General features: G+C 37.8%; 25 protein-coding genes and 1 tRNA gene. 3 read left to right on the forward strand and 23 right to left on the reverse strand.

Annotation, left to right across the window (positions count from 1 at the left end):
* The first annotated feature begins 146 nt into the window (after positions 1-146).
* Positions 147-1,994, forward strand: coding sequence for a hypothetical protein (locus tag LIX50_RS01650; RefSeq protein ID WP_048954009.1), 1,848 nt, complete (start codon positions 147-149; stop codon positions 1,992-1,994).
* 72 nt (positions 1,995-2,066) lie between these two features.
* On the opposite strand, the gene pgi is transcribed toward LIX50_RS01650, so the two are convergent.
* The 4 genes from pgi to pyk all read right to left on the reverse strand — a co-directional run bounded on the left by pgi (position 2,067) and on the right by pyk (position 7,899).
* Positions 2,067-3,716 carry a glucose-6-phosphate isomerase gene (pgi, locus tag LIX50_RS01655; protein ID WP_048954008.1) on the reverse strand — a complete coding sequence of 550 codons (1,650 nt, stop codon included), beginning with the start codon at positions 3,714-3,716 and terminating at the stop codon, positions 2,067-2,069.
* Between the two features lie 106 nt (positions 3,717-3,822).
* Positions 3,823-4,905: an alanine racemase gene (gene alr / locus LIX50_RS01660; protein WP_048954007.1), complete on the reverse strand. Its 1,083-nt coding sequence runs from the start codon at positions 4,903-4,905 to the stop codon at positions 3,823-3,825.
* Between the two features lie 9 nt (positions 4,906-4,914).
* On the reverse strand, positions 4,915-6,330 hold the full coding sequence (locus tag LIX50_RS01665) for a replicative DNA helicase (RefSeq protein WP_258182921.1): 1,416 nt from the start codon (positions 6,328-6,330) through the stop codon (positions 4,915-4,917).
* A gap of 132 nt (positions 6,331-6,462) precedes the next feature.
* Complete coding sequence (gene pyk, locus LIX50_RS01670) at positions 6,463-7,899, reverse strand: pyruvate kinase (RefSeq protein WP_048954005.1); 1,437 nt, start codon at positions 7,897-7,899, stop codon at positions 6,463-6,465.
* A gap of 229 nt (positions 7,900-8,128) precedes the next feature.
* On the opposite strand from pyk, the gene LIX50_RS01675 reads away from it, so the two are divergent.
* A tRNA-Val gene (locus LIX50_RS01675) sits at positions 8,129-8,205 on the forward strand.
* 190 nt (positions 8,206-8,395) lie between these two features.
* Positions 8,396-9,616 (forward strand): integrase arm-type DNA-binding domain-containing protein, encoded by a 1,221-nt coding sequence (locus tag LIX50_RS01680; protein ID WP_005633820.1) that lies wholly within the window; start codon positions 8,396-8,398, stop codon positions 9,614-9,616.
* Between the two features lie 171 nt (positions 9,617-9,787).
* Here the strand turns inward: LIX50_RS01680 and LIX50_RS01685 are convergent, their stop codons facing one another.
* From LIX50_RS01685 to LIX50_RS01775, 19 genes are all read right to left on the reverse strand, one after another.
* A complete protein-coding gene (locus tag LIX50_RS01685; protein ID WP_048954004.1) occupies positions 9,788-11,557 on the reverse strand; it encodes a phage/plasmid primase, P4 family in 1,770 nt (589 codons plus the stop codon).
* Entirely contained in the window at positions 11,541-11,984 is a 444-nt protein-coding gene (locus LIX50_RS01690) for a hypothetical protein (RefSeq protein WP_048954003.1), read from the reverse strand. The genes LIX50_RS01685 and LIX50_RS01690 overlap by 17 nt, the downstream gene beginning before the upstream one ends.
* A 1-nt stretch (position 11,985) precedes the next feature.
* Positions 11,986-12,489 carry a hypothetical protein gene (locus LIX50_RS01695; protein ID WP_048954002.1) on the reverse strand — a complete coding sequence of 168 codons (504 nt, stop codon included), beginning with the start codon at positions 12,487-12,489 and terminating at the stop codon, positions 11,986-11,988.
* Positions 12,476-12,682, reverse strand: a complete 207-nt coding sequence (locus LIX50_RS01700) for a hypothetical protein (protein ID WP_048954001.1) — start codon at positions 12,680-12,682, stop codon at positions 12,476-12,478. Before LIX50_RS01700 ends, LIX50_RS01695 begins: the two co-directional genes overlap by 14 nt.
* Positions 12,672-12,926: a hypothetical protein gene (locus LIX50_RS01705; RefSeq protein WP_048954000.1), complete on the reverse strand. Its 255-nt coding sequence runs from the start codon at positions 12,924-12,926 to the stop codon at positions 12,672-12,674. Before LIX50_RS01705 ends, LIX50_RS01700 begins: the two co-directional genes overlap by 11 nt.
* A complete protein-coding gene (locus LIX50_RS01710) occupies positions 12,919-13,602 on the reverse strand; it encodes a host cell division inhibitor Icd-like protein (RefSeq protein WP_226385853.1) in 684 nt (227 codons plus the stop codon). The genes LIX50_RS01705 and LIX50_RS01710 overlap by 8 nt, the downstream gene beginning before the upstream one ends.
* A gap of 27 nt (positions 13,603-13,629) precedes the next feature.
* Entirely contained in the window at positions 13,630-13,941 is a 312-nt protein-coding gene (locus tag LIX50_RS01715) for a hypothetical protein (protein WP_048953998.1), read from the reverse strand.
* 11 nt (positions 13,942-13,952) lie between these two features.
* Complete coding sequence (locus tag LIX50_RS01720; protein ID WP_048953997.1) at positions 13,953-14,156, reverse strand: helix-turn-helix transcriptional regulator; 204 nt, start codon at positions 14,154-14,156, stop codon at positions 13,953-13,955.
* Between the two features lie 173 nt (positions 14,157-14,329).
* Positions 14,330-15,292, reverse strand: coding sequence for a hypothetical protein (locus tag LIX50_RS01725; protein ID WP_048953996.1), 963 nt, complete (start codon positions 15,290-15,292; stop codon positions 14,330-14,332).
* 95 nt (positions 15,293-15,387) lie between these two features.
* Positions 15,388-15,573, reverse strand: a complete 186-nt coding sequence (locus LIX50_RS01730) for a hypothetical protein (protein ID WP_048953995.1) — start codon at positions 15,571-15,573, stop codon at positions 15,388-15,390.
* A gap of 1 nt (position 15,574) precedes the next feature.
* Entirely contained in the window at positions 15,575-15,964 is a 390-nt protein-coding gene (locus LIX50_RS01735; RefSeq protein WP_048953994.1) for a hypothetical protein, read from the reverse strand.
* A 477-nt stretch (positions 15,965-16,441) separates the two neighbouring features.
* Positions 16,442-18,109 (reverse strand): terminase large subunit, encoded by a 1,668-nt coding sequence (locus tag LIX50_RS01740; RefSeq protein WP_048953993.1) that lies wholly within the window; start codon positions 18,107-18,109, stop codon positions 16,442-16,444.
* 7 nt (positions 18,110-18,116) lie between these two features.
* Positions 18,117-18,494 (reverse strand): phage terminase small subunit P27 family, encoded by a 378-nt coding sequence (locus LIX50_RS01745; RefSeq protein WP_048953992.1) that lies wholly within the window; start codon positions 18,492-18,494, stop codon positions 18,117-18,119.
* A 137-nt stretch (positions 18,495-18,631) separates the two neighbouring features.
* Positions 18,632-18,988, reverse strand: a complete 357-nt coding sequence (locus LIX50_RS01750; protein ID WP_080351583.1) for an HNH endonuclease signature motif containing protein — start codon at positions 18,986-18,988, stop codon at positions 18,632-18,634.
* Positions 18,989-19,002: 14 nt separating this feature from the next.
* Positions 19,003-19,317, reverse strand: a complete 315-nt coding sequence (locus tag LIX50_RS01755) for a head-tail connector protein (protein ID WP_048953991.1) — start codon at positions 19,315-19,317, stop codon at positions 19,003-19,005.
* Positions 19,304-19,648: a phage head closure protein gene (locus tag LIX50_RS01760; RefSeq protein ID WP_041175043.1), complete on the reverse strand. Its 345-nt coding sequence runs from the start codon at positions 19,646-19,648 to the stop codon at positions 19,304-19,306. Before LIX50_RS01760 ends, LIX50_RS01755 begins: the two co-directional genes overlap by 14 nt.
* Positions 19,632-20,864 (reverse strand): phage portal protein, encoded by a 1,233-nt coding sequence (locus LIX50_RS01765; RefSeq protein ID WP_048953990.1) that lies wholly within the window; start codon positions 20,862-20,864, stop codon positions 19,632-19,634. Before LIX50_RS01765 ends, LIX50_RS01760 begins: the two co-directional genes overlap by 17 nt.
* A 1-nt stretch (position 20,865) precedes the next feature.
* Positions 20,866-21,432, reverse strand: coding sequence for an HK97 family phage prohead protease (locus LIX50_RS01770; protein WP_048953989.1), 567 nt, complete (start codon positions 21,430-21,432; stop codon positions 20,866-20,868).
* A 44-nt stretch (positions 21,433-21,476) separates the two neighbouring features.
* Positions 21,477-22,667 carry a phage major capsid protein gene (locus LIX50_RS01775; RefSeq protein WP_048953988.1) on the reverse strand — a complete coding sequence of 397 codons (1,191 nt, stop codon included), beginning with the start codon at positions 22,665-22,667 and terminating at the stop codon, positions 21,477-21,479.
* Between the last annotated feature and the right edge of the window lie 230 nt (positions 22,668-22,897).

Here is a 22,897-nt window from a genome sequence, read left to right on the forward strand (position 1 = left end):
TCAATTTTTCAATAATAAAATTTATTACTATAATGGGTACTGTATTTTTATAGTCTATGAATTTTTATTTATTTCATCTTAAGATTTCAATAGAATGGTAAAAATATAACGAGAACATAATATTGATTAATGTAAGAAGGATATATATGTCAGAAGAAATTCTACCTAGTGTTAATCGTTTAGAACAAGAAATCTCAGCTAAAAATTATGAACTAGCTTGTTTAGAACTTATAAAAATTTTAACTAAACTTGATTGTAATTTTGGTGGAATTGAAGGAATACAATTCGATTATCCAAAACAGCTTTCTGATTTATCGGAAAAACATTTGACGTATTTTTGTACACGCGTTGCAAATGCAGTAACTAATTTATTTATAGATCCTGATTTACATATTTCAGAAAGTGGAGCACTGCGTTTTATTACTTTACAACGTTGGTTGACAATGATTTTTTCAACCTCCCCTTATGTTAATGCAGATCATATTTTAAGAACTTATAATATTAATCCTGATCCTAAAGGTGATATGTGTTTAAAGACTGATTTTTCGTCATTCGCAAAATTCTGTATTTTATATTTGCCAGAATCAAATATTAATGTAGATTTAAATGCACTCTGGGGAATTAACAAAGCTCTTTGTGCTTCACTTTGTTTTGCATTGCAATCACCTCGTTTTATTGGAACAAGTACGGCATTTAATAAGAGAGCTGCTATTTTACAGTGGTTTCCTGAAAAATTAGCAGAGTTTGAGAATTTAGATGAATTACCTTCAGGTATTTCTCATGATGTTTATATGCATTGTAGTTATGATTTTGCAAGTAATAAACACTATGTAAAGCGAGCTTTAAATAAAGTAATTCGGGGGCATTTATTAGCTCAGGGGTGGGAAGATCGTAAGATAATTTCTTTGGGGCGTTATAATGATAAGCCAGTAATGATTGTATTACTAGAGCATTTTAATTCAGCTCATTCAATTTACCGTACTCATTCAACTTCCATGATTGCCGCTCGTGAACGATTTTATTTAATTGGCATCGGGAGAAAAGAGGTTGATAAAGCTGGGCGTGATGTATTTGATGAGTTTTTTCAACTTGAAGGGAATAGTATTCTAAAGAATCTTGAGTTTATTCGTCGGACATGTGAAGAATATGGTGCGGCAGTGTTTTATATGCCAAGTATTGGGATGGATTTAATCACCATTTTTGCAAGTAATACACGTCTTGCTCCAATTCAAGCGATTGCGCTAGGGCACCCTGCAACTACATATTCTGATTTTATTGAATATGTAATTGTAGAGGATGATTATGTGGGATCGGAAAATTGTTTTAGTGAAACCTTAATACGTTTACCAAAAGATTCATTACCTTATGTACCATCAGCATTAGCGCCAGAAAAAGTAGACTATTTACTTAGAGAAGATCCAGAGATTGTCAATATTGGTATTGCTGCAACGACAATGAAAATGAACCCTAAATTTCTTGAGACTCTACGAGAGATTCGGGATAGAGCTAAAGTAAAAATACATTTTCACTTTGCTTTAGGTCAATCTTTAGGTATCACCCATCCCTATGTTAAGTGGTTTATTGAGAGCTATTTAGGGGATAGTGCAACAGCTTATGCTCATGCGCCTTATCATCAATATCTCAATATTTTAGGTCAATGCGATATGATGTTAAATCCATTTCCATTTGGCAATACCAATGGCATCATTGATATGGTTACTTTGGGCTTAGTAGGCGTTTGTAAAACTGGTATAGAAGTACATGAGCATATTGATGAAGGTTTATTTAAACGTTTAGGTTTACCTGAATGGCTTATAGCTAAAACTATAGATGAATACATTGATTGTGCTGTTAGTCTTGCAGAAAATCATAGAGAACGACTTAAATTACGTCAACACATTATCGAAAATAATAGATTGAATACACTTTTTATAGGCGATCCAAGTCCTCTGGGGAGAGTACTATTAGAGAGAGTAAATGAATTAAAATTATAATTATTAATCTGCACTTTAAAAATCTGATTATCTATCAGTAATTAGAGTGCAGATTATTTATATATTAAAAAACTAACGCCATGATTTAAATTGATTAATTAACCCATTGGTTGAACTGTCATGACTTGCTACTTTTTCAGAATCTGTTAATTCAGGAAGAATTCTGTTTGCAAGTTGTTTGCCTAGTTCTACACCCCATTGATCGAAGCTAAAGATATTGAAAATCACACCTTGTACGAAGATTTTATGTTCATACATAGCAATTAATGCCCCTAAAGTAAATGGCGTGATTTTTTGAACGAGAATCGAATTAGTCGGTTTATTACCAGTGAACACTTTAAATGGAACAATATTTTTTACATTATCTAAAGATTTACCTGCTTTTACAAATTCAGTCTCGACTTCCTCTTTTGTTTTTCCGAATGCTAATGCTTCTGTTTGTGCGAAGAAGTTAGAAAGCAATTTATTGTGATGATCTGCCAATGGGTTATGGCTTTGAGCCGGTGCGATAAAATCACAAGGAATTAAAGTAGTGCCTTGGTGAATTAATTGATAGAACGCATGTTGTCCGTTTGTACCTGGTTCTCCCCAAATGATAGGGCCAGTTTGGTAATTGTTAATGACATTTCCATCACGATCCACATATTTACCATTTGATTCCATATTACCTTGTTGGAAATAAGCCGCAAAGCGATGTAAATATTGATCATAAGGTAAGATCGCTTCTGTTTGTGCACCAAGGAAATTGGTATTCCATAAACCAACTAATGCTAAAGTGGTTGGAATATTTTTTTCAATTGGAGTAGAGCGGAAATGTTTATCCATTTCATGCGCGCCATTCAATAACTCTTCAAAGTTTTCAAAGCCAATTGACAGTGCAATTGAAAGACCAATGGCTGACCATAAAGAGTAACGACCGCCAACCCAATCCCAAAATTCAAACATGTTATTGGTATCAATACCAAATTTTTCTACATCTTTAGCATTGGTTGATAATGCTGCAAAATGTTTTGCAACCGCAGTTTCATCTTTTGCTGCTTTCAGTAACCAATCACGTGCACTTTGTGCATTTGTCATGGTTTCTTGAGTGGTAAACGTTTTAGATGCCACTAAGAAAAGAGTCGTTTCTGGATTGACTTTTTTTAAGGTTTCCGCAATATGTGTACCATCGACATTTGAAACAAAGTGCATATTTAGGTGATTTTTATATGGGCGAAGCGCTTCGGTTACCATATAAGGACCTAAATCAGAGCCACCAATACCAATATTCACTACATCAGTAATCGCTTTGCCTGTATAGCCTTTCCATTCGCCAGAAATAATACGCTGACAGAAATCTTTCATTTTAGCTAGCACAGCATTGACTTCAGGCATGACATCTTTACCATCAACAAGCACTGGAGTATTAGCGCGATTTCGAAGTGCGGTATGTAGTACAGCCCGATTTTCAGTACGATTGATTTTTTCACCAGTAAACATGGCTTCTTTTGCGCTATCAAGAGCGCATTCTTGAGCAAGTTGGCGAAGAAGTGAAAGGGTTATTTGGTTGATGTTATTTTTGGAAAAATCTACAAGAATTTGGTTATTGAATGTTAAAGAATAATCATCAAAACGATTTTTTTCTTGTTTAAATAAATCTTGGATTGTGGTGTTTGACAATTCAGCTTTATGTGCTTCGAGAGATTTCCACGCATGGGTGTTAATCGGGTTAATGTTTTTCATGGTATTTCCTTTCATTAAAAATAATCAAAATTTTAACCGCACTTTCTAGGATTTTTATTAGAGAGGGAGTGAATCCCTCTTTTCAGAAAATGCAGTGATTAACAGATTAATCAACATATTCAGTTATAACACGCGGCGTTAATTTTGTAATTAGCTCATAGCTTAAAATTCCTGTGAATTTAGCTACGGTTTCAATAGGCAATTCCTTACCCCATAGAATGACTTCATCACCTACTTGATCTTGGCTATCAGGTCCTAAATCAACGGTTAACATATCCATTGAAACCCTTCCAACGATTGGCACAATACGACCATTCAAATAAACAGGCGTGCCTTCAGGAACATCGCGAGGATATCCATCGCCATAGCCAATAGCCACAACGCCGATTTTTGTATCATGTGAACTAGTCCAAATGCCACCGTATCCAACTGGTTCACCTTGTTTATGGTTGCGAACAGCAATCAATGATGAAGTTAAATTCATCACTGGCGTTAAACCAAATTCAGCACCGACGGTATCAGTTGGTGAAATACCATACATAATAATACCTGGGCGGATACATTCCAGATGAGATTCAGGCCAGAAAAGAATGCCGCCTGACGCTGCAATAGTACGTTCACCTTGTTTATCTTTTGTGGCGGATAAAAAACGGTTGATTTGAAGTTGGGTATAATTGGATTCTAATTCATCAGCGCGGCTAAAATGGCTGACAAAGCCTAAGTGCGGTTGAATATATGGAAGTTTTTTAAGTTCATTATAGAAAAAATCCACTTCATCTAATGCCACACCTAAACGATGCATGCCTGTGTCTATTTTTAACCAAACTTTAATTGGGCTTGGTAAATTTGCACGTTTTAGTGCTTCCAATTGTTCACGATTATGTACGGTAGTTTCGATATTATTGACCGCTAAGACGGGCAAATCCTGTTCATTGAAAAAGCCTTCAAGCAATAAAATCGGTTTAGTAATTCCGTTGGAACGTAATGCCAAAGCCTCTTCTAAACGAGCCACGCCAAAGCAATCAACATTTTGTTCTAAAGTTGAAGCAACGAATACAACGCCGTGACCATAGGCGTTTGCTTTAACCACAGCGATGATTTTACTATTTGGGGCTTTTTGTTTAATTATTTCTAAATTTTGTTTTAAGGCGTGCGAACTAATTTTCGCTGTCGCCGGTTTTACATTCATTGTTATTCCTTAATAATCATCATGATATTCACGTTGTTCGGCGAGATTGTCGAAGCGTGAGAATTGTCCATTAAATTTTAACCGCACTCGACCAATTGGGCCGTTACGCTGCTTACCAATAATAATTTCTGCAACACCTTTATCTTCCGAGTTATCGTTATACACTTCATCACGATAAATAAACATAATCAAGTCTGCATCTTGTTCAATGGAGCCTGATTCACGTAAATCCGAGTTTACAGGGCGTTTGTCTGCACGTTGTTCTAAAGTACGATTTAACTGAGAAAGGGCGATGACTGGCACTTGTAATTCTTTGGCTAGCGACTTGAGGGAGCGAGAAATTTCTGCGATTTCTAGTGTTCGGTTATCTGAAAATGCTGGTGCTCGCATTAATTGCAAATAATCCACCATAATCATACTTAATCCACCATTTTCACGATAAACTCGGCGTGCGCGGGAACGAACATCAGTAGGCGTTAGGCCTGAAGAGTCATCAATATAAAGATTATTTTTTTGCTTGAACATCCCAACTACGCTGGCAATTTTATTCCACTCGATTTCATCTAAATTTTGACCTGTTCGAATTTTAGTTTGATCAACGCGAGCAAGCGATGCGATCATACGCATCATAATTTGTTCTGCTGGCATTTCCAAACTAAATACTAAAACAGGTTTTTCACTTGCCATTGCGGCATTTTCGCAAAGGTTCATAGCGAAAGTAGTTTTACCCATTGACGGACGTGCCGCAACGATAATTAAGTCAGAAGGCTGTAAACCTGCCGTTTTTTTATCAAGATCAGTGAAACCGGTCGTAATGCCCGTTACGCCAGAATGATTTTCAAGTTTGCTCAAAATATCGATTTTTTCAATAGTACTTTCCAGCACATTGATCACATTTTGTGGGCCTTCGCTAGAAGTCGTCCGTTTTTCTGCAATCGCAAAGACTTCACGCTCAGCCTCATCAAGAATTAACTTGATGTCTTGCCCTTTGGGAGAATAGCTATTTTCAGCAATGCGATTTCCTACCGAAATAAGTTCTCGTAATATGGCTTTTTCTCTCACAATATCCGCATAAGCCAAAATATTAATGGCATTCGGCGTATTATTGGAAAGCTCTGCTAGATAGGCAAATCCCCCCACTTCATCGCTTACACCACGGCTTCTTAAGGCTTGATCTAGCGTAATTAAATCAATAGGCGATTGATTACGCATGAGATGTTCCATTTCTGTAAAAATTAGGCGATGCTGAAAAGTATAAAAATCGTCAGCAATCACACGTTCAGCAATGCCATCCCAATGTTGATTGCTCAGCATAATGCCACCCAATACGGCTTGTTCAGCCTCAAGTGAGTGCGGTGGAATGCTTATTTGTGCCGTTTTTTTGTCAGAAGATTTGATTTGAGGTTGTGATGCCATAGGACTTATTTCGATACTAGAATGTCGCCTATGATACCGCAAATATCTACTTGGTTTAAGTGAAAAGTGCGGTAGAAAAAGGAAATAAAAAACGGTGGGAAAATCCACCGCTCTTTTATTTTAATGTATCTAGATTGTTGATTATTCAACAATTAATGTACGACATACGTTGGTTTCTGTCGCACCTTGTCCACCTTGAGTTAAAAGCACTAAATCGCCTGCAGATAAATAACCTTTTTCTTTTAATGATTGTAGTGCAGCTTTTGCACCAGCTTCAGTACGGCTATCTTCACCATAGGAAACAGGAGTTACACCGCGGTATAACGCACAAAGATTTAAGGTTTCTTGATGACGAGATAATGCAAAGATTGGTAAACCAGAACTAATACGAGACATTAATAAAGGTGTACGGCCTGAGCTTGTTAATGTAACGATAGCAGCAACACCTTTCATGTGATTAGCAGCATACATTGCAGACATGGCAACAGATTCTTCAATATTTTCGAATTGTTTGTCCATACGGTGACGAGAAACGTTAATGCTTGGCATTTTTTCCGCCCCTAAACATACGCCAGCCATTGCGGTTACTGTTTCAGAAGGATATTGACCAGCTGCTGTTTCTGCAGAAAGCATAACAGCATCAGTACCATCTAATACTGCGTTTGCAACGTCCATTACTTCAGCACGAGTTGGCATTGGGTTGCTAATCATTGACTCCATCATTTGAGTCGCTGTAATTACCGCACGGTTTAATTGACGTGAACGACGGATTAATTTTTTCTGTACGCCGACTAATTCAGGATCGCCGATTTCTACACCTAAGTCACCACGAGCAACCATGATTACATCAGATGCTAAAATGATATCGTCCATCGCTTCATCAGTAGATACTGTCTCTGCACGTTCAACTTTAGCAACGATTTTTGCATTTAAACCAGCTTGTTGTGCAAGTTCACGCGCATAATTTAGGTCAGCACTTGAACGAGGGAAAGAAACAGCTAAGAAATCAACGCCAATGCGTGCAGCGGTAATAATGTCTGCTTTATCTTTTTCTGTTAATGCATCAGCAGATAAGCCACCGCCTAATTTGTTGATACCTTTATTATTTGATAATGGACCACCAACAGTGACTTCAGTGAAAACTTTCGCCCCATCAGTTGATAATACTTTTAATTGAACACGGCCATCATCTAATAAAAGAATGTCGCCAGGAACAACATCTTGTGGAAGGGTTTTATAGTCTAGACCAACAGATTCTTGTGTGCCTTCACCTTTTGGTAACTCTGCATCAAGAATGAATTTGTCACCAATGTTTAAGAAAATCTTACCATCTTTAAAGGTAGAAACACGAATTTTAGGACCTTGTAAATCACCTAAGATTGCCACAGTTTTACCTAATTTTTTCGCAATAGAACGTACACGTTCAGCACGTTCAATGTGGTCATCAGGTGTACCGTGAGAGAAGTTCATACGAACTACGTTTGCGCCCGCTGCGATAATTTTTTCAAGATTGTTATCACGGTCAGTTGATGGGCCCATAGTACATACAATCTTCGTTCTTCTTAGTCTTCTAGACATTATTTACTCCGTCAATAATTACAAAATTTTAAAGATACTATTTTTACTTGGCTATATATTAGCCAGATGAAAAATCGGTGCGCATTATACGCTTAAAAATTGGGGAAATCAAAAACGGCCCAGTTATTTAAGGCAATACTGTTTACTTTTTTGCCAGTTATCTCGGGTTTTAAGAAAAATACTTGTTTTCAGATTAAAAATATTTATAATTCTTAGCACTTTATGCAGTGCGACTATAGCTCAGTTGGTTAGAGCACCACCTTGACATGGTGGGGGTCACTGGTTCGAGTCCAGCTAGTCGCACCATCTAACCCTTTCATAACCCCGCGAAACTAATCGCGGGGTTTTGTTTTATCTAGGTTTTACAAGGGTTTGTAGCACTTTAACCCCTCATATCTAATCGTCTCTAATTGTCTTTAATCGCTGTTTTTAGTAACAAGTTTAGTAACAAGATGCTAAACTTTAAAAAGCTTGTTACTAAAACTAAGGAAAAGTGATGCCTCGTGTTACTAAACCTCTCACAAATACTGAAGTTGATAAGGCTAAACCAAAGGCTAAGGAATACAATTTAACTGATGGTAAAGGTCTTTTTTTACGCATAAAACCAACAGGAGCTAAGGCGTGGATTTTTAACTATTACCACCCAATCACAAATAAGAGAACATCTTTTACTATTGGTACTTATCCCTCTATAACTCTTTCATTGGCTCGCCAAAAGCGTGAAGAATGGCTTTCTCTGATAGCTCAAAAAATCGATCCTCAAGAACATGAAAAAGAACAAGAGAGAATCGCTAGAGGAGAGAATGAAAATACCTTCTTTAAAGTCGCGTTGCTTTGGAAGGAAAAGAGAAGTAGGGAAGTTGAGCCTTTAACTATGGAAAAGAATTGGGCCAGGCTAGAAAAATATATCTTTAATCAGATTGGTAACTATTCTATTGATGATATCACCTCTCCTTTACTGATTAAAACGGTTAAACCTCTATATGAAAAAGGGTTTAATGATACGTTGCATCGACTGTTGAATTTATCTAATCAAATTTTGAATTATGCAGTAACGCTAGGATTAATGCCTTTTAATTCTTGTATAAAAGCTGCAGATGCTTATCACAAAGAGCCACAAAAGAATCATCCCGCAATTAAGCCAGAGGCATTGCCGAAACTATTACACGATTTTAGAAACTCAAATAGGGATTATTTAACTAAGATGCTGTTCCTTTGGCAATTGCTTTCAATGGTTCGTCCAGCCGAGGCTGTTTCTGTTGAATGGTCTGAAATTGATTTTGATAAGAAGTTATGGACTATTCCTGCAATCAAAATGAAAAAAACAAGACAGGGGCAATTTCCTCATACTGTTCCGCTTTCTTCTTTAATGTTAAAAATTTTGGAAGAGTTAAAGCCTCTTACTGGAGATAATAAATTTGTTTTTTCTCATTATAGCAAGCCCAATCATTCCGCTAGTAAAGAACTAATAGCTAATGCATTGAGAAAGATAGGTTATAAAGGGATTCAAGATTCACACGGATTGAGATCGATAGCTAGAACATTTTTGGAGAATCAGGCTGTTGATTTTCGTCTTGCCGAAAGTTGTCTCGCTCATCGTGTCGGAGATAAAACAAGCCAAGCATATAACCGTTATGATTATGTGGAACTTCGCCGACCAGTGATGCAGTTATGGAGTGATTATTGTGAATCTTGCGGAATGAACTTAAATTTATAATTAGTATATTAAAAAAGTTTTTTATAGGTTTTAGTCTTCACCTCTTCACCTTTAGTGTTTTTTATTTATAAATCAATGCGTTAAGTGGTGAAGGCTGCCCATTTAACTCTTCACCAAGTCTTCACCAAAAGGTGAACACTCAATAAAAAAGCGGGATTTAACCCGCTATTTTTAACTAAGCATTTCATTTCGAAAACTATCAAAATCCTTAAAATGGATATTTGTCCTGCGTCCAGTTTTGGTATGTCTCTTCATGAAATCATGTTTATTACCATTCTGTTTTAAGGCTTGCTCAACCCCAATTACAAAATTGTTCAGCCCTAATTCAGCGATATTCATCGCCTTTGTATAGGCTAAATATGCTGGGTAAAGGTGCGTTCTTATTTTGTCTAATCCCATGTTTGTAACACCAATAAAAAGCCCATCTGTTTGTTCTGTCGTGTAGAAATAACCAAAGAAGTCTGTAAGTGGATCAGATAGTTTTTTTACTTCTAACGCCTCCTGGCTTTCCATTTGTGCTTTTAAAGCCTTTTTTGCATCATTTGGATCAGGGAATGAATCAAACACCTTGCGAATAATTCCGCCTACTTCTAGAGTGATTTTATCCATAAAATGCGGATCGCGTTCATCTTCTGGCACTATCTTTTTGAAGTCAAAAATAACGCGTCTTCGATCAACTCCACCAGAACGCTCTGTAAATGAACAAGGCCTATTATTTATCAGCATAACTAGGGCCGTGATTTTTACATCAAATGGATCTTGATAATTATATCTCACCCTTACAGTATCCCCGCCAGTGATAGATTTTAAACCGCTGCCGTCTCCAGCATATTTTGATTGTTCAGGGCATAAAATCAGCGTTTTATTTTCAAGTCCAGATAGTCCGCGTTCATCATCAAACTTTTCTAAGTTACTTGATGCAGTGTTTTTTACACCAGCCAATAAAGTGGCGATACTGGCAAACACAGATTTCCCACTTCCCCCTTTTCCTGTAATTTCAAAGAACATTTGCCAGTTGTAACGATTGGTTAAGATCGCATATAAAACGGCTAGAATATTTCTTGCTTTCTCTTTGTTTCCATCAGATACAAAGCTCAACCATTTATCAAAGTGCGGTGTATCTGTGGCCTGTTTATCATACTTATGAGGAATACAAGAGGTTAGCCAGTTTTGCCGATTATGCGATTCAAATTCCATTGTATTGCGATTTAACACACCATTCTCAAAAGCTATCAAATCGTTAGACATTTCTCCCATTCTTGGTAGTTGTGCTTTTAATGTCTTGATTAACCGATCAATTGTAGAATCGCTGTAGTTAAATTCATTTTCATCAAGAAATTTAACTGCTTTCTCTTCCAAATCATCATTTTCTTGTTTATTCCACGTTTTACCATCATAAGCATAGATTTCTCTGCAGCCACGCTGTAGTGCCATATCTAAATTTAACCACTTTTGAAAGGCTCGTGATTTTTTGTTCGTTCCGTCTTTTTCTTTTAATTTCTCTGGCGGTACTATTTTCTCTGCGAAGTCTGCAGTATCTTTATCATTGCGTAAGAGTTGAATATAAGCACTTAAATCTTCTTTAGTCTGCGCTGCAGCATCAAGAAGTTTGACATCTATTGCATCAGAGGTTTTAGCTAAGTTTTGACAAATAGCCGTTATTTCAGCTTGTGCTAGTTCACCATATTGAACAAGTTTTACTGATCGTTGATCTTCTTTTACTATGCGGATAGAAGAGATATTCTCTAATTGTTTTTCAGCAAGAATAACTGGTTTTATAGTGCTGTCTAATCCGTGAATTAAAGAACATAACAAGAGCCATTCTTCACCCTTTCCATTATCCCATGCTTGCCAGGCTTTACGCCCAGCAAGAATAAAAATATCAGAGTAAGGTTCATGAATTTGATCCGCAAGGTGCGGTGCATTAATTAATCGTGCCATTATTCACCCCTTTAATCACTCCGTTTTCAATAACATTGATACGGTCAGCAATCACCTCTTGAAAGTATTTAAAGGTTTTAACTAAAGAGAGCGCTATGCTATTTTTCAGCAATCCATCAATAATCTCATCATTAGTTAAAGTTGCTACTATTTCTTCTGGATTAGATGAAGGTGGTTTCGGTGCCATTTGTAATAAATGCTTATTGACCATTAAGAGTTCATCATGAAGAATCTTTAATTCATCAATATTCATTGCTGGGCAATCAGCTAATTCCTCAGCTAATACTTCTATTGCTCCACTTAAATAAGGTAAAGACGAATGAAAGGTTTCACCTTTATTTTCAAGCATATTTCGATAACTCATTGCGATCGCTTTCAATTCGACTGCATTTAAATTTGAGTAGTCTAATTTTTCATTCATATTCATCTTACTTACTCCCCCTTTGTTGTTCAGCTCGTTCAGAGTTTAAAGCGCCTATTTGTTCCACCACCTCGCTAAACTTATAGAGCAGATATTTATTAGCTTGATTGAAATATTTCAATTTGGCCGTATCTTCTCGGGATAGATTGCCGTCTTTGGCCAATGCGTTAAGCAAATTTCCACCACCAGCCAATTTATTCATTAAATCCACTATTTCATCACGAAACTTGATCTTGTGATGAAAATCACCTGGATAAACTTCAAGACATCGTTTGTTGCTATCCTGTATTAGTTGGAATTGACGTGAAATTTGGGAATACTTCAAAGCCAATGGATTAAAAAACAGCTTACCTTTTCTTTTTTCAGTTTTCTGCTCTTCATTACCAGTGGCACCTTTCGCCACAGGTGGCGCTTTTTGTAACTGGTGGCGTTTTTCGCCACTGCTTACTAAATTTTTATCACTCGCCGCTTTCCATTGTTTTAGCTGTTCCATAGGGTTATTTGGTTTCATTTCTTGCCGCCTTTCTAATTGTTGCTGCTTTCTTAATTTGCTCGATTGATGCTGCTAGTCCTTTATAGTGTCCTGTATGTAAATAATCTTCAGCGAAGGCTAAGAATTGTTTAATACGTTTACAGGCTTTCTCTAACTGGTCTGGTGTCGGTACGTATGGCTCTTTGAATGATTTGATTTTTTTAGTTCTCATTTTCTTCCCCTTTCGTGAAATAAAAATCTACTGTTGAGGATTGCTCCGCTTGCTCTAAATAATCATTAATCGCAGACAAGGCGGTTTGGATAATTTCTTCGCTTGTAAAAAAGCCGTCTAAATCCATGTCCCCGCCATCGTTCCGAATTAATGCCAAAATTGCTTTCGCTTTACTGATAGAACTATGAAGTTTGCCAACCTGGGGCATTGGAATAGCGCAATGTGTAGGAATTTGATTAGCCATGTGCCACCTCCATTTCAGCAGATACAGAAAGGGTAGGAAGTACCGCTAAAGCGCGGTTGTTTTTGAGTGGGTTTTGGTTAATTTTGCCAACGAATAACAAGGTGTCGCCATCGGTAAAACGTGAGCGTGCTTGTTGTTCATTATCGGCAAGAAGTCTGATTTTGATTTGAGGTGCGCGAATAAGCGCGAAAATGAATTGATGCATTTGCGTAAGTTCCATATGTTTGTTTTCAGGAACTACCGCTAGACTTTCCACGGTCGGGCGGTAGAACGTAACAAGGTGGAAAACTGCCACATATGGAAGACAGCCAGTCAAAGACTGCTCATTACGCTCTACCATTGAGAGAATGCTCGGATTTAGATTGAAAACAAAATCCGCATATTCTTTAGGTGTGCGAATGTCACGAACAAAAAAAGCACGGTTAAAAGGCGTGCTATTGTTCGCCATATGTAAATAGTTCAGCTTTCCACGGCTGGCAATCACTTTTTCTGATTGCGTGTTCATGATGCCAAAATTAACTGTGGTTTGTAAAGCGACTTCAATCAAAAACAACTTGAAAAATATTTCATATTGATTAAAATATTTATGATTTAGATTCATGGTGATTATTTCCATATTTTTAAATGACCTTAACGTATTGATAAAAATTACCTTTGGAAGGTTTAAACGCCGCATTGGATGACCTTGCGGCGTTTTTCTTTCCTATTCAAAACGTGAATAGGCTCGTTTTTCTTCAACCGACAAAAGCACGCCCCCTTTAACTTTGTAAATTGCAATCACCTCTTTTAATTGTTTAGCATTTGCAACTTCATAACGGTAATATTGACCAGCTCCATCCGAGGTCTTTTCTGGTGTACGCTTTAATTTTTCGCTTAAATATTCTCGCTCTAGCTCACTTATATAATTACGTGCTGAAGTCATCCCCATTGCGTAACCATCAATTCCGCTAATACTGGAGAGAATTAAGCGGTGTAACACTTTTAAGAATTGTGTTGGTTTTCTTGCTTCGTTCATTTTCCACCACCTTAAGCGCGTGAGGCTTTTTGTTCTTCAATCCATGTATTCACTTCTTCTAAATCCCAACGGACAAAGTTTTGTGAAAAGCGGATCGGCTGTGGGAATTGTTTCGCATTGACTAGCAGATTTAATTTAGTGCGACCAAAGCCAACAATATCGGTAACTTCTTTGCCAGAAATGAGTTTTTTTGGTTTAGCTTGTGCTGTACTCATAATGATTAGCCTCTTAAATTTGTTAATATGCAGAATAATGTTTTATTCCGTTGAGTTGTTCGAACGAGAGGCATTAAAGCACTAGCAGGATATAGGGGAGATATAGAAGGGTTATAAAAAAATATCCCCCCTATATAGGGAGGATATAATAAAATCAATGGGTTATGGAAAATCTAATTTTTCTTTCTGTTGATAGGGCAAGCGATTTTTTCTATTTCTTCTGCGGTGGTTTTTGCCACGCAATAATCTCGTATAATGTAATCTCTTATTTGTAAGTTAGATTTTACATTTTCGGGATAATCCGCCCAGTATTTATTGCGAACTTCAATGGCAATCTTTAATAAATCATCATTGCGGTGTACGCCTAATAGAATAGGGCTGTTTTGCTCGCTTATCTGCTGCTTTAACTGCTTATTTTCTGCTTCTTTATCTAGTATCTCTGTTTTTAATTTGGCTATTTCTTGTTTTAAATTCGCTTGTTCTCTCCACGCATTTTCAGAAGGAAATAGTTTTATTAAATCATCATAACTGATTTTTATATCACTAAAATTAACTCTGAAAGTATGTTTTATATATAACCTTTCATCTTCATTATATTTTGGATATTCCATTCTAAAATTAAAAGAAGTGAAAATATCAGCTTCAAAAGGTGTTTGGACATTAAATTCATCTAATAATAAATAATTTGTATTTTTCACTCCGTCCTGTGGTAAAGACTTATTACAAAATAGATCTAATAACTCAGGATGTAAAATAATATATCCTTTATATTCTGTTATTGTTGCTTTATTGAAAGATAAGTATAAATCATCTCCATCAAGAGTTATTTCATTATTATGAACAATACTAAGAGAGGATGAGCAATCTTTTAAATGTAAACCGATTTTATCTTCGCACTCTATGGATCGTTCTTTAAAATAAATTTCAGAATCATCAGAAATAAAAAATCCTTCAGTATCATTCCGCCCTATCTTAATCAACTGATTATCTTTTATTTCAATATTCAATAAAAATCTAATCTTTCCTTCCATAGCATAGGAATACAATAGATTTTCTTTTATTGTTGAATTTGTTTTTTGATTAATAAAATCAACAGCTTGAGTTAAAGAGTAAAAATCTAGTGGTAACAATCCCATAAACGCCCCTTTCGCATTCGTCCTTATTGGTAGGAGCGCATCAACAAGATAAGGTTTCTTGCTTTCGGGGATCAGCCTAGATGCGCTTTATTTGGTTATTCAGCTAATGTAATAGATTCTATTTCCCATCGATTTCCTTTATATCTTTTTTGTAGAAATATCATAGATTTAGTTCTAGCGTCTCTTTCATCTAATGCTTCTATGGATATAATGTTGCTATCAATTTCATTCCCATTATTGTCTATTACAAAAAAACTTAGTAGATATTCCTTATTTTCCATATTATTCCCTGTTTTTTATATTTATAGTGATATTGCCTAATCGAGTTTCTTTTCCGTCATTTCCAATATGCGTTATTGTTCCGCTAATGAACGGTTTATTTTCCTCTTGTTTTTGTAAAATCCGTTGAATGATAGGGCGTTGTAATTCCTGTTCTGCCCAGCTGGATAATATTTCGTCTTGTTCTAGCGGTTTGGGTTTCTCTTTTATCTTGTATATTAGATAACAAAAGAAGGCGATAGCACCTATTAGAAAAGCCAGTAAAGGCCATTTTAATATTGGCCAAAAGATGAAAACTAACAAGCCAACAAAAAGCAATATGGCTAAAAATAACAAAAAATCTAAAGCAGAAAATACAAATGAACCAAATGCGGATAAAACGGATTTAATCATTCTTTCCCCCTTGTCGTTCTGTTTGTTTCTTGCTCTATTTTATCAAAGTTTAGATGCGTTAAGCTACGGATATTTCGGCACTAATTGCTTTGCAGTATAATTAAATGGCTATATTGGCGTGAGCCAATTTAGTAAAATGGTAGTGATGGATATATTGATATAAAAACCCCCACGTTGTGAGATGCGGGGGTTCATTTTTATGCTTTTTGCTCTATTCGACTTTTGGCCTTCTTCATATCTTCAAGATTTTTGTGTGCGATATGGTAAATTATTTCTAATACTTCCATATTAGGGCTGTTTGGTCGGCTGTCTATTTCTCGTTTTGCTTCATCACATTTACACCTTAAAGCATAAATAACTTCTTCTATTGGATAAGGTTCATCGTCATCATATAGACTAACAAATGTGAAAAGTTCGGTTGATTTTTATAGTGTTTTACCGCGGTTAATAGTAAGTTCTGTTTTGCTTCTTTACATCTCATATATCTAATCCATTAAATTGCTCTAGTGCCTGTTTGTGTTCATCTGAAAGCTCAAAAATTAAATCGCCATATTCAAGTTGATAAGTGCCGAAAGACATAAGAAACGCTATTGCTGGGTCTATTTTGTTTGCGGCTTTCTTCTTGTTCGGTTTAATATTGGCGTTCGCATCTGTTTCCATAACTACATTTGATAAAGCCCACGCAAGCACTGGATCGCCGTTGTGTTCTATCATCAGTCTGTTTATTAAAACTTCCGCACTTTTCGCCACCGGGCTAAATCGTTGGTATGTTTGCGGGAATGGCTCTACTTCAAGCCCAGCCGCTTGTAATTGTGTGCGTAGGTGAGTGGCGTTCCATACATCAAAGCCTGTCATTTTGATATTGAAACGTTCAGCATCTTTCAGAATATCATCTCTGATTTTGTCGTAGTCGATACAATCCCCTTCCGTTGCTATTAGCCACCCACTGCGCACCCAGTTTCGATACATTGCGCGGTTTTTATTTGCTACGTTATTAAGTTGAAATTCGGGGATATAATGCCGAGTAACTAACCGCACTTTCTTCCCTTGTGGAAAGGTATAGCAAAGGCTGGTTAAGTCATTGGTGCTAGATAAATCCAGCCCTAAATAGCAATCTTGGTGAAGTAAATCGCTTTCGGTGTACTGCCGTTCGCATTGCGTCCAGTTTCCTTCGCCTAGCCACGGGGTTGTGCCTTGGCACCATACATTAAATCGCTTGGTAAGCATTTCCACCCATTCGGAAGGAATTCCTCTCGCTTTTTTAATCGTGTTCTCAAAATCAAGGTAAGGAATGGATTTACCAATATTGGGATTGGCTTTTATCCAGTTCTCTTGTTTGTCGATTTCGTTTTCTTCGTCTAGTTCAAAAATCAATACGAACAAGCTGTCGTTTTGTTCGTTACCTTCAAGGATTTGAGCGCAATAATCATAATGCTGTTTACAGGCCGAAATCACGTTACTGCCAGCCGTTGTAATGGCAAAGAGCAAACCTTCTGGGCGTGCGCCTTGTCCTAGCTCTAACGCGCTATATACGCTGTTATCTGTGTGTAGGTGATATTCATCAACAATCGCTAAACTAGGGTTTGTGCCTTCAATGGTTGAAGATTTGGCGGCAAGCGGTCGCATGATACTGTTGTTCTTAGGGTTGATGAGTTTGTGCTGTTGAATATTGAGCCGTTTTTTCAGTAAAGGCGAAAGTAAGCACATTTGACGCGCATCATCAAAAACGATTCGGGCTTGGTCTCGGCTCACGGCTGCCGTGTATATATCTTGTTGGCCGCCTTCCATCACCAAAAACCAATTGGCTAAAACGGCTGCTACCGTTGATTTAGCGTTTTTTCTTGCCACTTGAACGTAAGCAGAGCGATATTTTCTTAATCCTGTATCTTTTCGTTTAAAGCCCAGAATGTTGGCAAAGAGGAAAACTTGCCAATCTGAAAGAATAATTGGCTCACCGCGTAAGTGTCCTTTAACGTGTGGGCATAGTTTCGAGAAAGCGATAAATTTTTCTACCGCACTTTGATCAAAGAAATAATCGGGGTTGTTTAAATCGTTAAAATAACGCGCTACGGCTTGTTTTATCTTCTTACAAGCCACTATTTCACCTGATTGAATTCTCTCTGCGTATGCGTGCCAGATTGCCATATTTAGCCTACATTGTGAGGATTTCATCAATCATATCGGTTGAATCAACTTCAACAGGATTTTTTCTACGGCTAACTGGATCAAAGCCTAACAATGAGGACATTTTCACCATCACTTTTTCTGCATCAGCTTTAGCTGACAGTGCGGGGTTTCTTGATTGCGTGCCTTGGCTATTTACTATTGAAAAGCCGTTTTTATGAATATCCTCAACTGCAGCACGGAAAAGAGAGTAATTAACACAATATAATTCAAGGTGAATTAAGTCCGCATCTTGAATATCACCACGTTCAAGAAGTTGTGGAATTCGTTCTTTCCATATTGCTTTAGCGATTGGATCTAAAAAACTAGGTGGATTATGCGTTTTTTTCTTGTTTTTTGTTGTCATTGTATTTCCTTATTTTCAAAAAAATTACCTTGCGTAAAAATTTGTATAGGGGGGCGGTTCCGAAGGGTTGCCACTTTCTTTTTGAAATTGCCCCCACCCGGTCAATCATTGTTCAGTTATGGTCATATCACCACTGTTCACTTTTTCGCACCAAATCCGCGTTGGTCTATCACTCGTGTTTTATAGCTGTGACAATCACGACATAAAGGCTGATGATTGCTTGCTACCCAAAACAACGGGTCGGATTGTCTGTTCTCTACCGGCTTAATATGGTCTATCACTGTTGCCGGAGTATATTTGCCTTGCTCTAAGCACATTACACAAAGGGGATGATGCTTTAAGTATTGCTCGCGGTATTTGCTCCACTTGTGGTCGTAACCGCGTGCGCTACTGCTTGGGCGGGTGTCCTTGGGTTTGTGCTCCTCGCATCTACCGGACTTTACTTTGTTTCTACATCCGGGATAGCTACAACGTCTTAATGGTTGGTATGGCATCGGTTACTAAATCCTTAGTAAGCGCATGGTTCTCTATACACTTCCCACAATGCGGAAATCGTCATAGGTGCCGGTTTAAGGTTGGCTAAGTCTGTGACGGCTTCTCGGTTCGTGTAGAGATAGGCGATATACATTAAGCAACCAATCTTAATCGCCGGGGTAAAAGGTATGGTCTTTTCCGTTTCTTCTTCCCCAAAGGTTTTGCCAATATGTTTTTGGCATACTTCCAATGCAGCCACCTTATAGGCTTCCAGTAACTCATCATCTAAATCATGATCAAGATTTAAGTGCGCTTTGATTTCATCAATCGTTAAATTAATTTCCGCCATTGCCGGTCAACTCCTTACAGATAAGCTGCAGTTCTTTGTGCGCTTCTTTACTATCAATAATGTTCATTATCTCTAGCGAACGGTTCCCATATTTCACGCGCATAGTGTTATCAACATTAGTTCCGTAACGTATGCGAATGCGCACCGTATTTTCATTTAATGGCACCGCACCGGAGAAGAACTCTCTACCTTGTAATGGTTCAACCGCCGCCCGGATATTGGCAACGGTTTTCCATTTACTCACAATACCGCCGTAGTCGTTCTGTTCGTTCACTTGCTTTTGTAGGCTAATCACCTTGTTATACTTTCCGGCCTTAATCATGATTGCCATCGCTTGCCCCCGGTTCTTGTTCATCACCGCGTTTTACTTCTACGGTTTGTTTCCATGCTTGGCTAAATTCTTCTCCACCAGCATAAGGCGGTAAGCCTTCACGTCGGCGCACTTCATTCGGACACATTACACCGGCTTTAATCGCCACATCGTAACTCTTGAAACGCTCGCTTTGACTTGTGCGCAATAAGTCGCTTGTATCAAATTCGATTAAGTAACGTTTCTTGCTGTTGCTACCTAAATCAATCATCAAGGCATCTTTTAGCTGCTGTTCAAAATTGGTTAGCCATGGGCGCAAGGTCTGCGATAAAAAGGCTCGACTGGCTTCACTAAAGTTTGAATAACTGCTATTGGAATAGTCTTGAAGGAAAATCGGGCTAATGTTGTAGATTCTGGCAATATCGGAAATTGTAAACGTACGGCTTGCTAACCATTCCGCATCTTGGTTTGTCATGCCTAACTGCTTATATTCCATTGAGCCTTCAAGGATTGGGGTTTTCCCTGCGTTCTTTGCGCCCTTGTAACGTTCAAGGGCTTTTACGGCTTTTTGTGCTTTTGCATCATCTAACCATTCTGCTGTTGAAATAAGCCCGCTTGCCATCAATCCGTTTTTCATAATGGCTGCACCATGGCGTTGCTGAGCTAAACCTAATCCCACCGTTTCACGACAAACTGTTATCGGAGAACGCCCCATAAATCCATCAACAGAACTATGGCGTAAATGTAAAATCTCATCTTGAAGATAGTTTTTTGTTACCCCGTTTAAGTCTGTGATTTGATAAATATATTCACCCGTTACTTTACGGAAGATATTTACCGCACTAGGTTGGTAAGGAGTGAGGCTTATTGGTTCGCCTTTGTTATTCCACTCAATCACGGCATAAGCATTACCATTTAGCAAACAATGGCGCATCATCGTATTTTTGAATTGATACGGTGTTTGGCTGCGGTTTGGCATTTCATTGAGAAGATATTCAACAGGATGACGATAGATTCTTTCTCGGCCATCTTCTTTTAGTGCGTATAGATAACAAGGCATTGATGCGACCGCCTCCGAAATGACGGTAACGGCATTCATCACGGCAGGTAACGATTCTGCAGTTTGTGGACTAACAAATTCGCCTGCGCCTGTATTGTTTACACCCATGTAAGATAAAAGCTCTTCGATTGTGGTTAGCTCGCTACGTTGCTCTTTTCGTCTAAAAGGATTCCACATATTAAGCCTCCATCACATCAAGCCACTGTTTCAAAAGTGCGGTAGAGTGTTTCTGTGTTTTTTCTTTGGCAGCGACCATCGAACGCTTAGCAATTTCTACGCTACTTTCAGGATAGGCGGGAATGCTTGTTACGGTAACTTCAAAGAGTTCGGCTTTTTGTACGGTTCGTTGGCAAGGCTCTACATCAAAATTCCATGTTTCTTCTTTAGCCCAAAAGCCGAAAGACATTCCGCTAATATCGCCGCGTTCAACACTTACCAACAAATCACGCCCTAAGGTGGTATCAGGTGGTGTTAATTCAAAACGCAAGCCGATTGAATCTTCTTCTAGTTTTAATGTTCCCGCACTAGTGCGACCGAGTAACTTGGTGTAGTCGTGTTCAAAGAGTGCGCGAACATCTTCGCCACTGGCTAAACTTTCACTGAATGCTTTAGGCGCAAAGGATTCTACAAAATCACAGTAAAGCACTTGTGAAGGGCTGTTCCATTTGACCGCATAACCAACGAGCTTTTGATTCTCTTCATCCGTTGAAATTGTTACAGAGCGGATTTCAAATTCTTTCTTCATTTTTCACCTATTAAGCAAAAAAGGGGCTTTCGCCCCTCTATGATTTATGCCGTTGTCTCAATCACTTTAATTGCGTTGGAATCTACCACGCCACCACCCAAATATTTATCGGTGTGGACTTTATAGAATCCTGGCTCGGTTAAGTTGTCTGGTCGAGTTCGTACGCCTGTTTCATGATCGACAATGAAGTAACCTCGTTTGAAATCACCAAAGGCAATAACTACTTGATTTGCACCACCTGTCGGCATTGTCTCTAAGAAGTAAACTGGACGGCCTAATAATGTAGCGGGCGCATCGGTTGTTAAACCATCGCGCCAAATGTAATCGCCATTTTTGTTTTTGAGTTTTTGTAATGCTGCTGCAATGGTTGATGACATCACCCATACGGCATTTTTGCGGTATTTACTGTGAAGGGTATAGAACGCATCGATTAAAGTGTCTGCCTCAATTTTTGCCGCACCCGCTACTTCAATTTTTTGAAGTTTGCCGAATGGGCGCACTTTATCGTTTTCAGTTGTGCGTTCGTAGGTCAATAAACCTTTTGATTTTTTGTTACCATCACCAGAGGTTAAATCTACTTCTTCTGTTTCAGTGAAGGTCTCTGTGATTTCATCAGTAAGCCAACCTAAAACATCAATGCTTGAGAAGTCCAAAATCTCTTGAGTGGTTTTCGGATAAGCATAGATTGAATTTAATGCAATGGTTACTTCATGCAGTTTCGGGCTTGCAGTGCCGTTGCGCGCTGTGCCTTCTGTGCCATGTTCAACGGTTGCACCGCCAGCAGATACTAATTTTTTGTATTCTTTCGCACCGATAGGTAAGCGAACGACATTACAAAGCTGGCGCATGACGCTATCGTCTGTTAAGCGTTTCATGACCTCTTTGTCTAATTGAGGAATGACTGAATAGCCGCCATCTTCACCGTTAGCCGTAGTTAAATTGCGAAGTTCACCGGTTTTAATGTAATGGCGCAATTCATCATTTGAAAATTGTTTCGTGCTGCGAGTTTCTAATGGGTTAGATTGCGCACCAAGATTACGTTCTTCATCTGCTACGGTCTCGTATTTATTGATTTCTTCACTCAATTGTTTCACTAAATCTTTCAATTTATCAAAATCTACTGATTCAGTTTCATCCAATGAACGATTTTCTTTTTCTGCTTTATCAAGCATTGCTCGCATTTCTGCGACTTTTTCTGCCTTTTGTTGGCGTAACTCAATTAATTTTTTAAGCATAACTTGTCCTTTATTTAGCCTTAATTAAGACGGCTTATAAAAAGCCCATAGAACAATATATATATACAAAAAATATAAAGTAAACACCTTAAAATTCAATAGTTTAGATGCGATTAGATACGTTGAGTAAAATATTTTATTTAGTGATTTTTTTAGGTGATTTTGGGTTTGAAAAGATAATTTAAGATAGGAATTTATCTATTTTTTATAGGTGAAGACTGGTGAAGACT

Origin of the sequence: Haemophilus sp. Marseille-P9675 (assembly GCF_916862695.1) — a bacterium.
Taxonomy (GTDB): Bacteria; Pseudomonadota; Gammaproteobacteria; order Enterobacterales; family Pasteurellaceae; genus Haemophilus; species Haemophilus haemolyticus_K.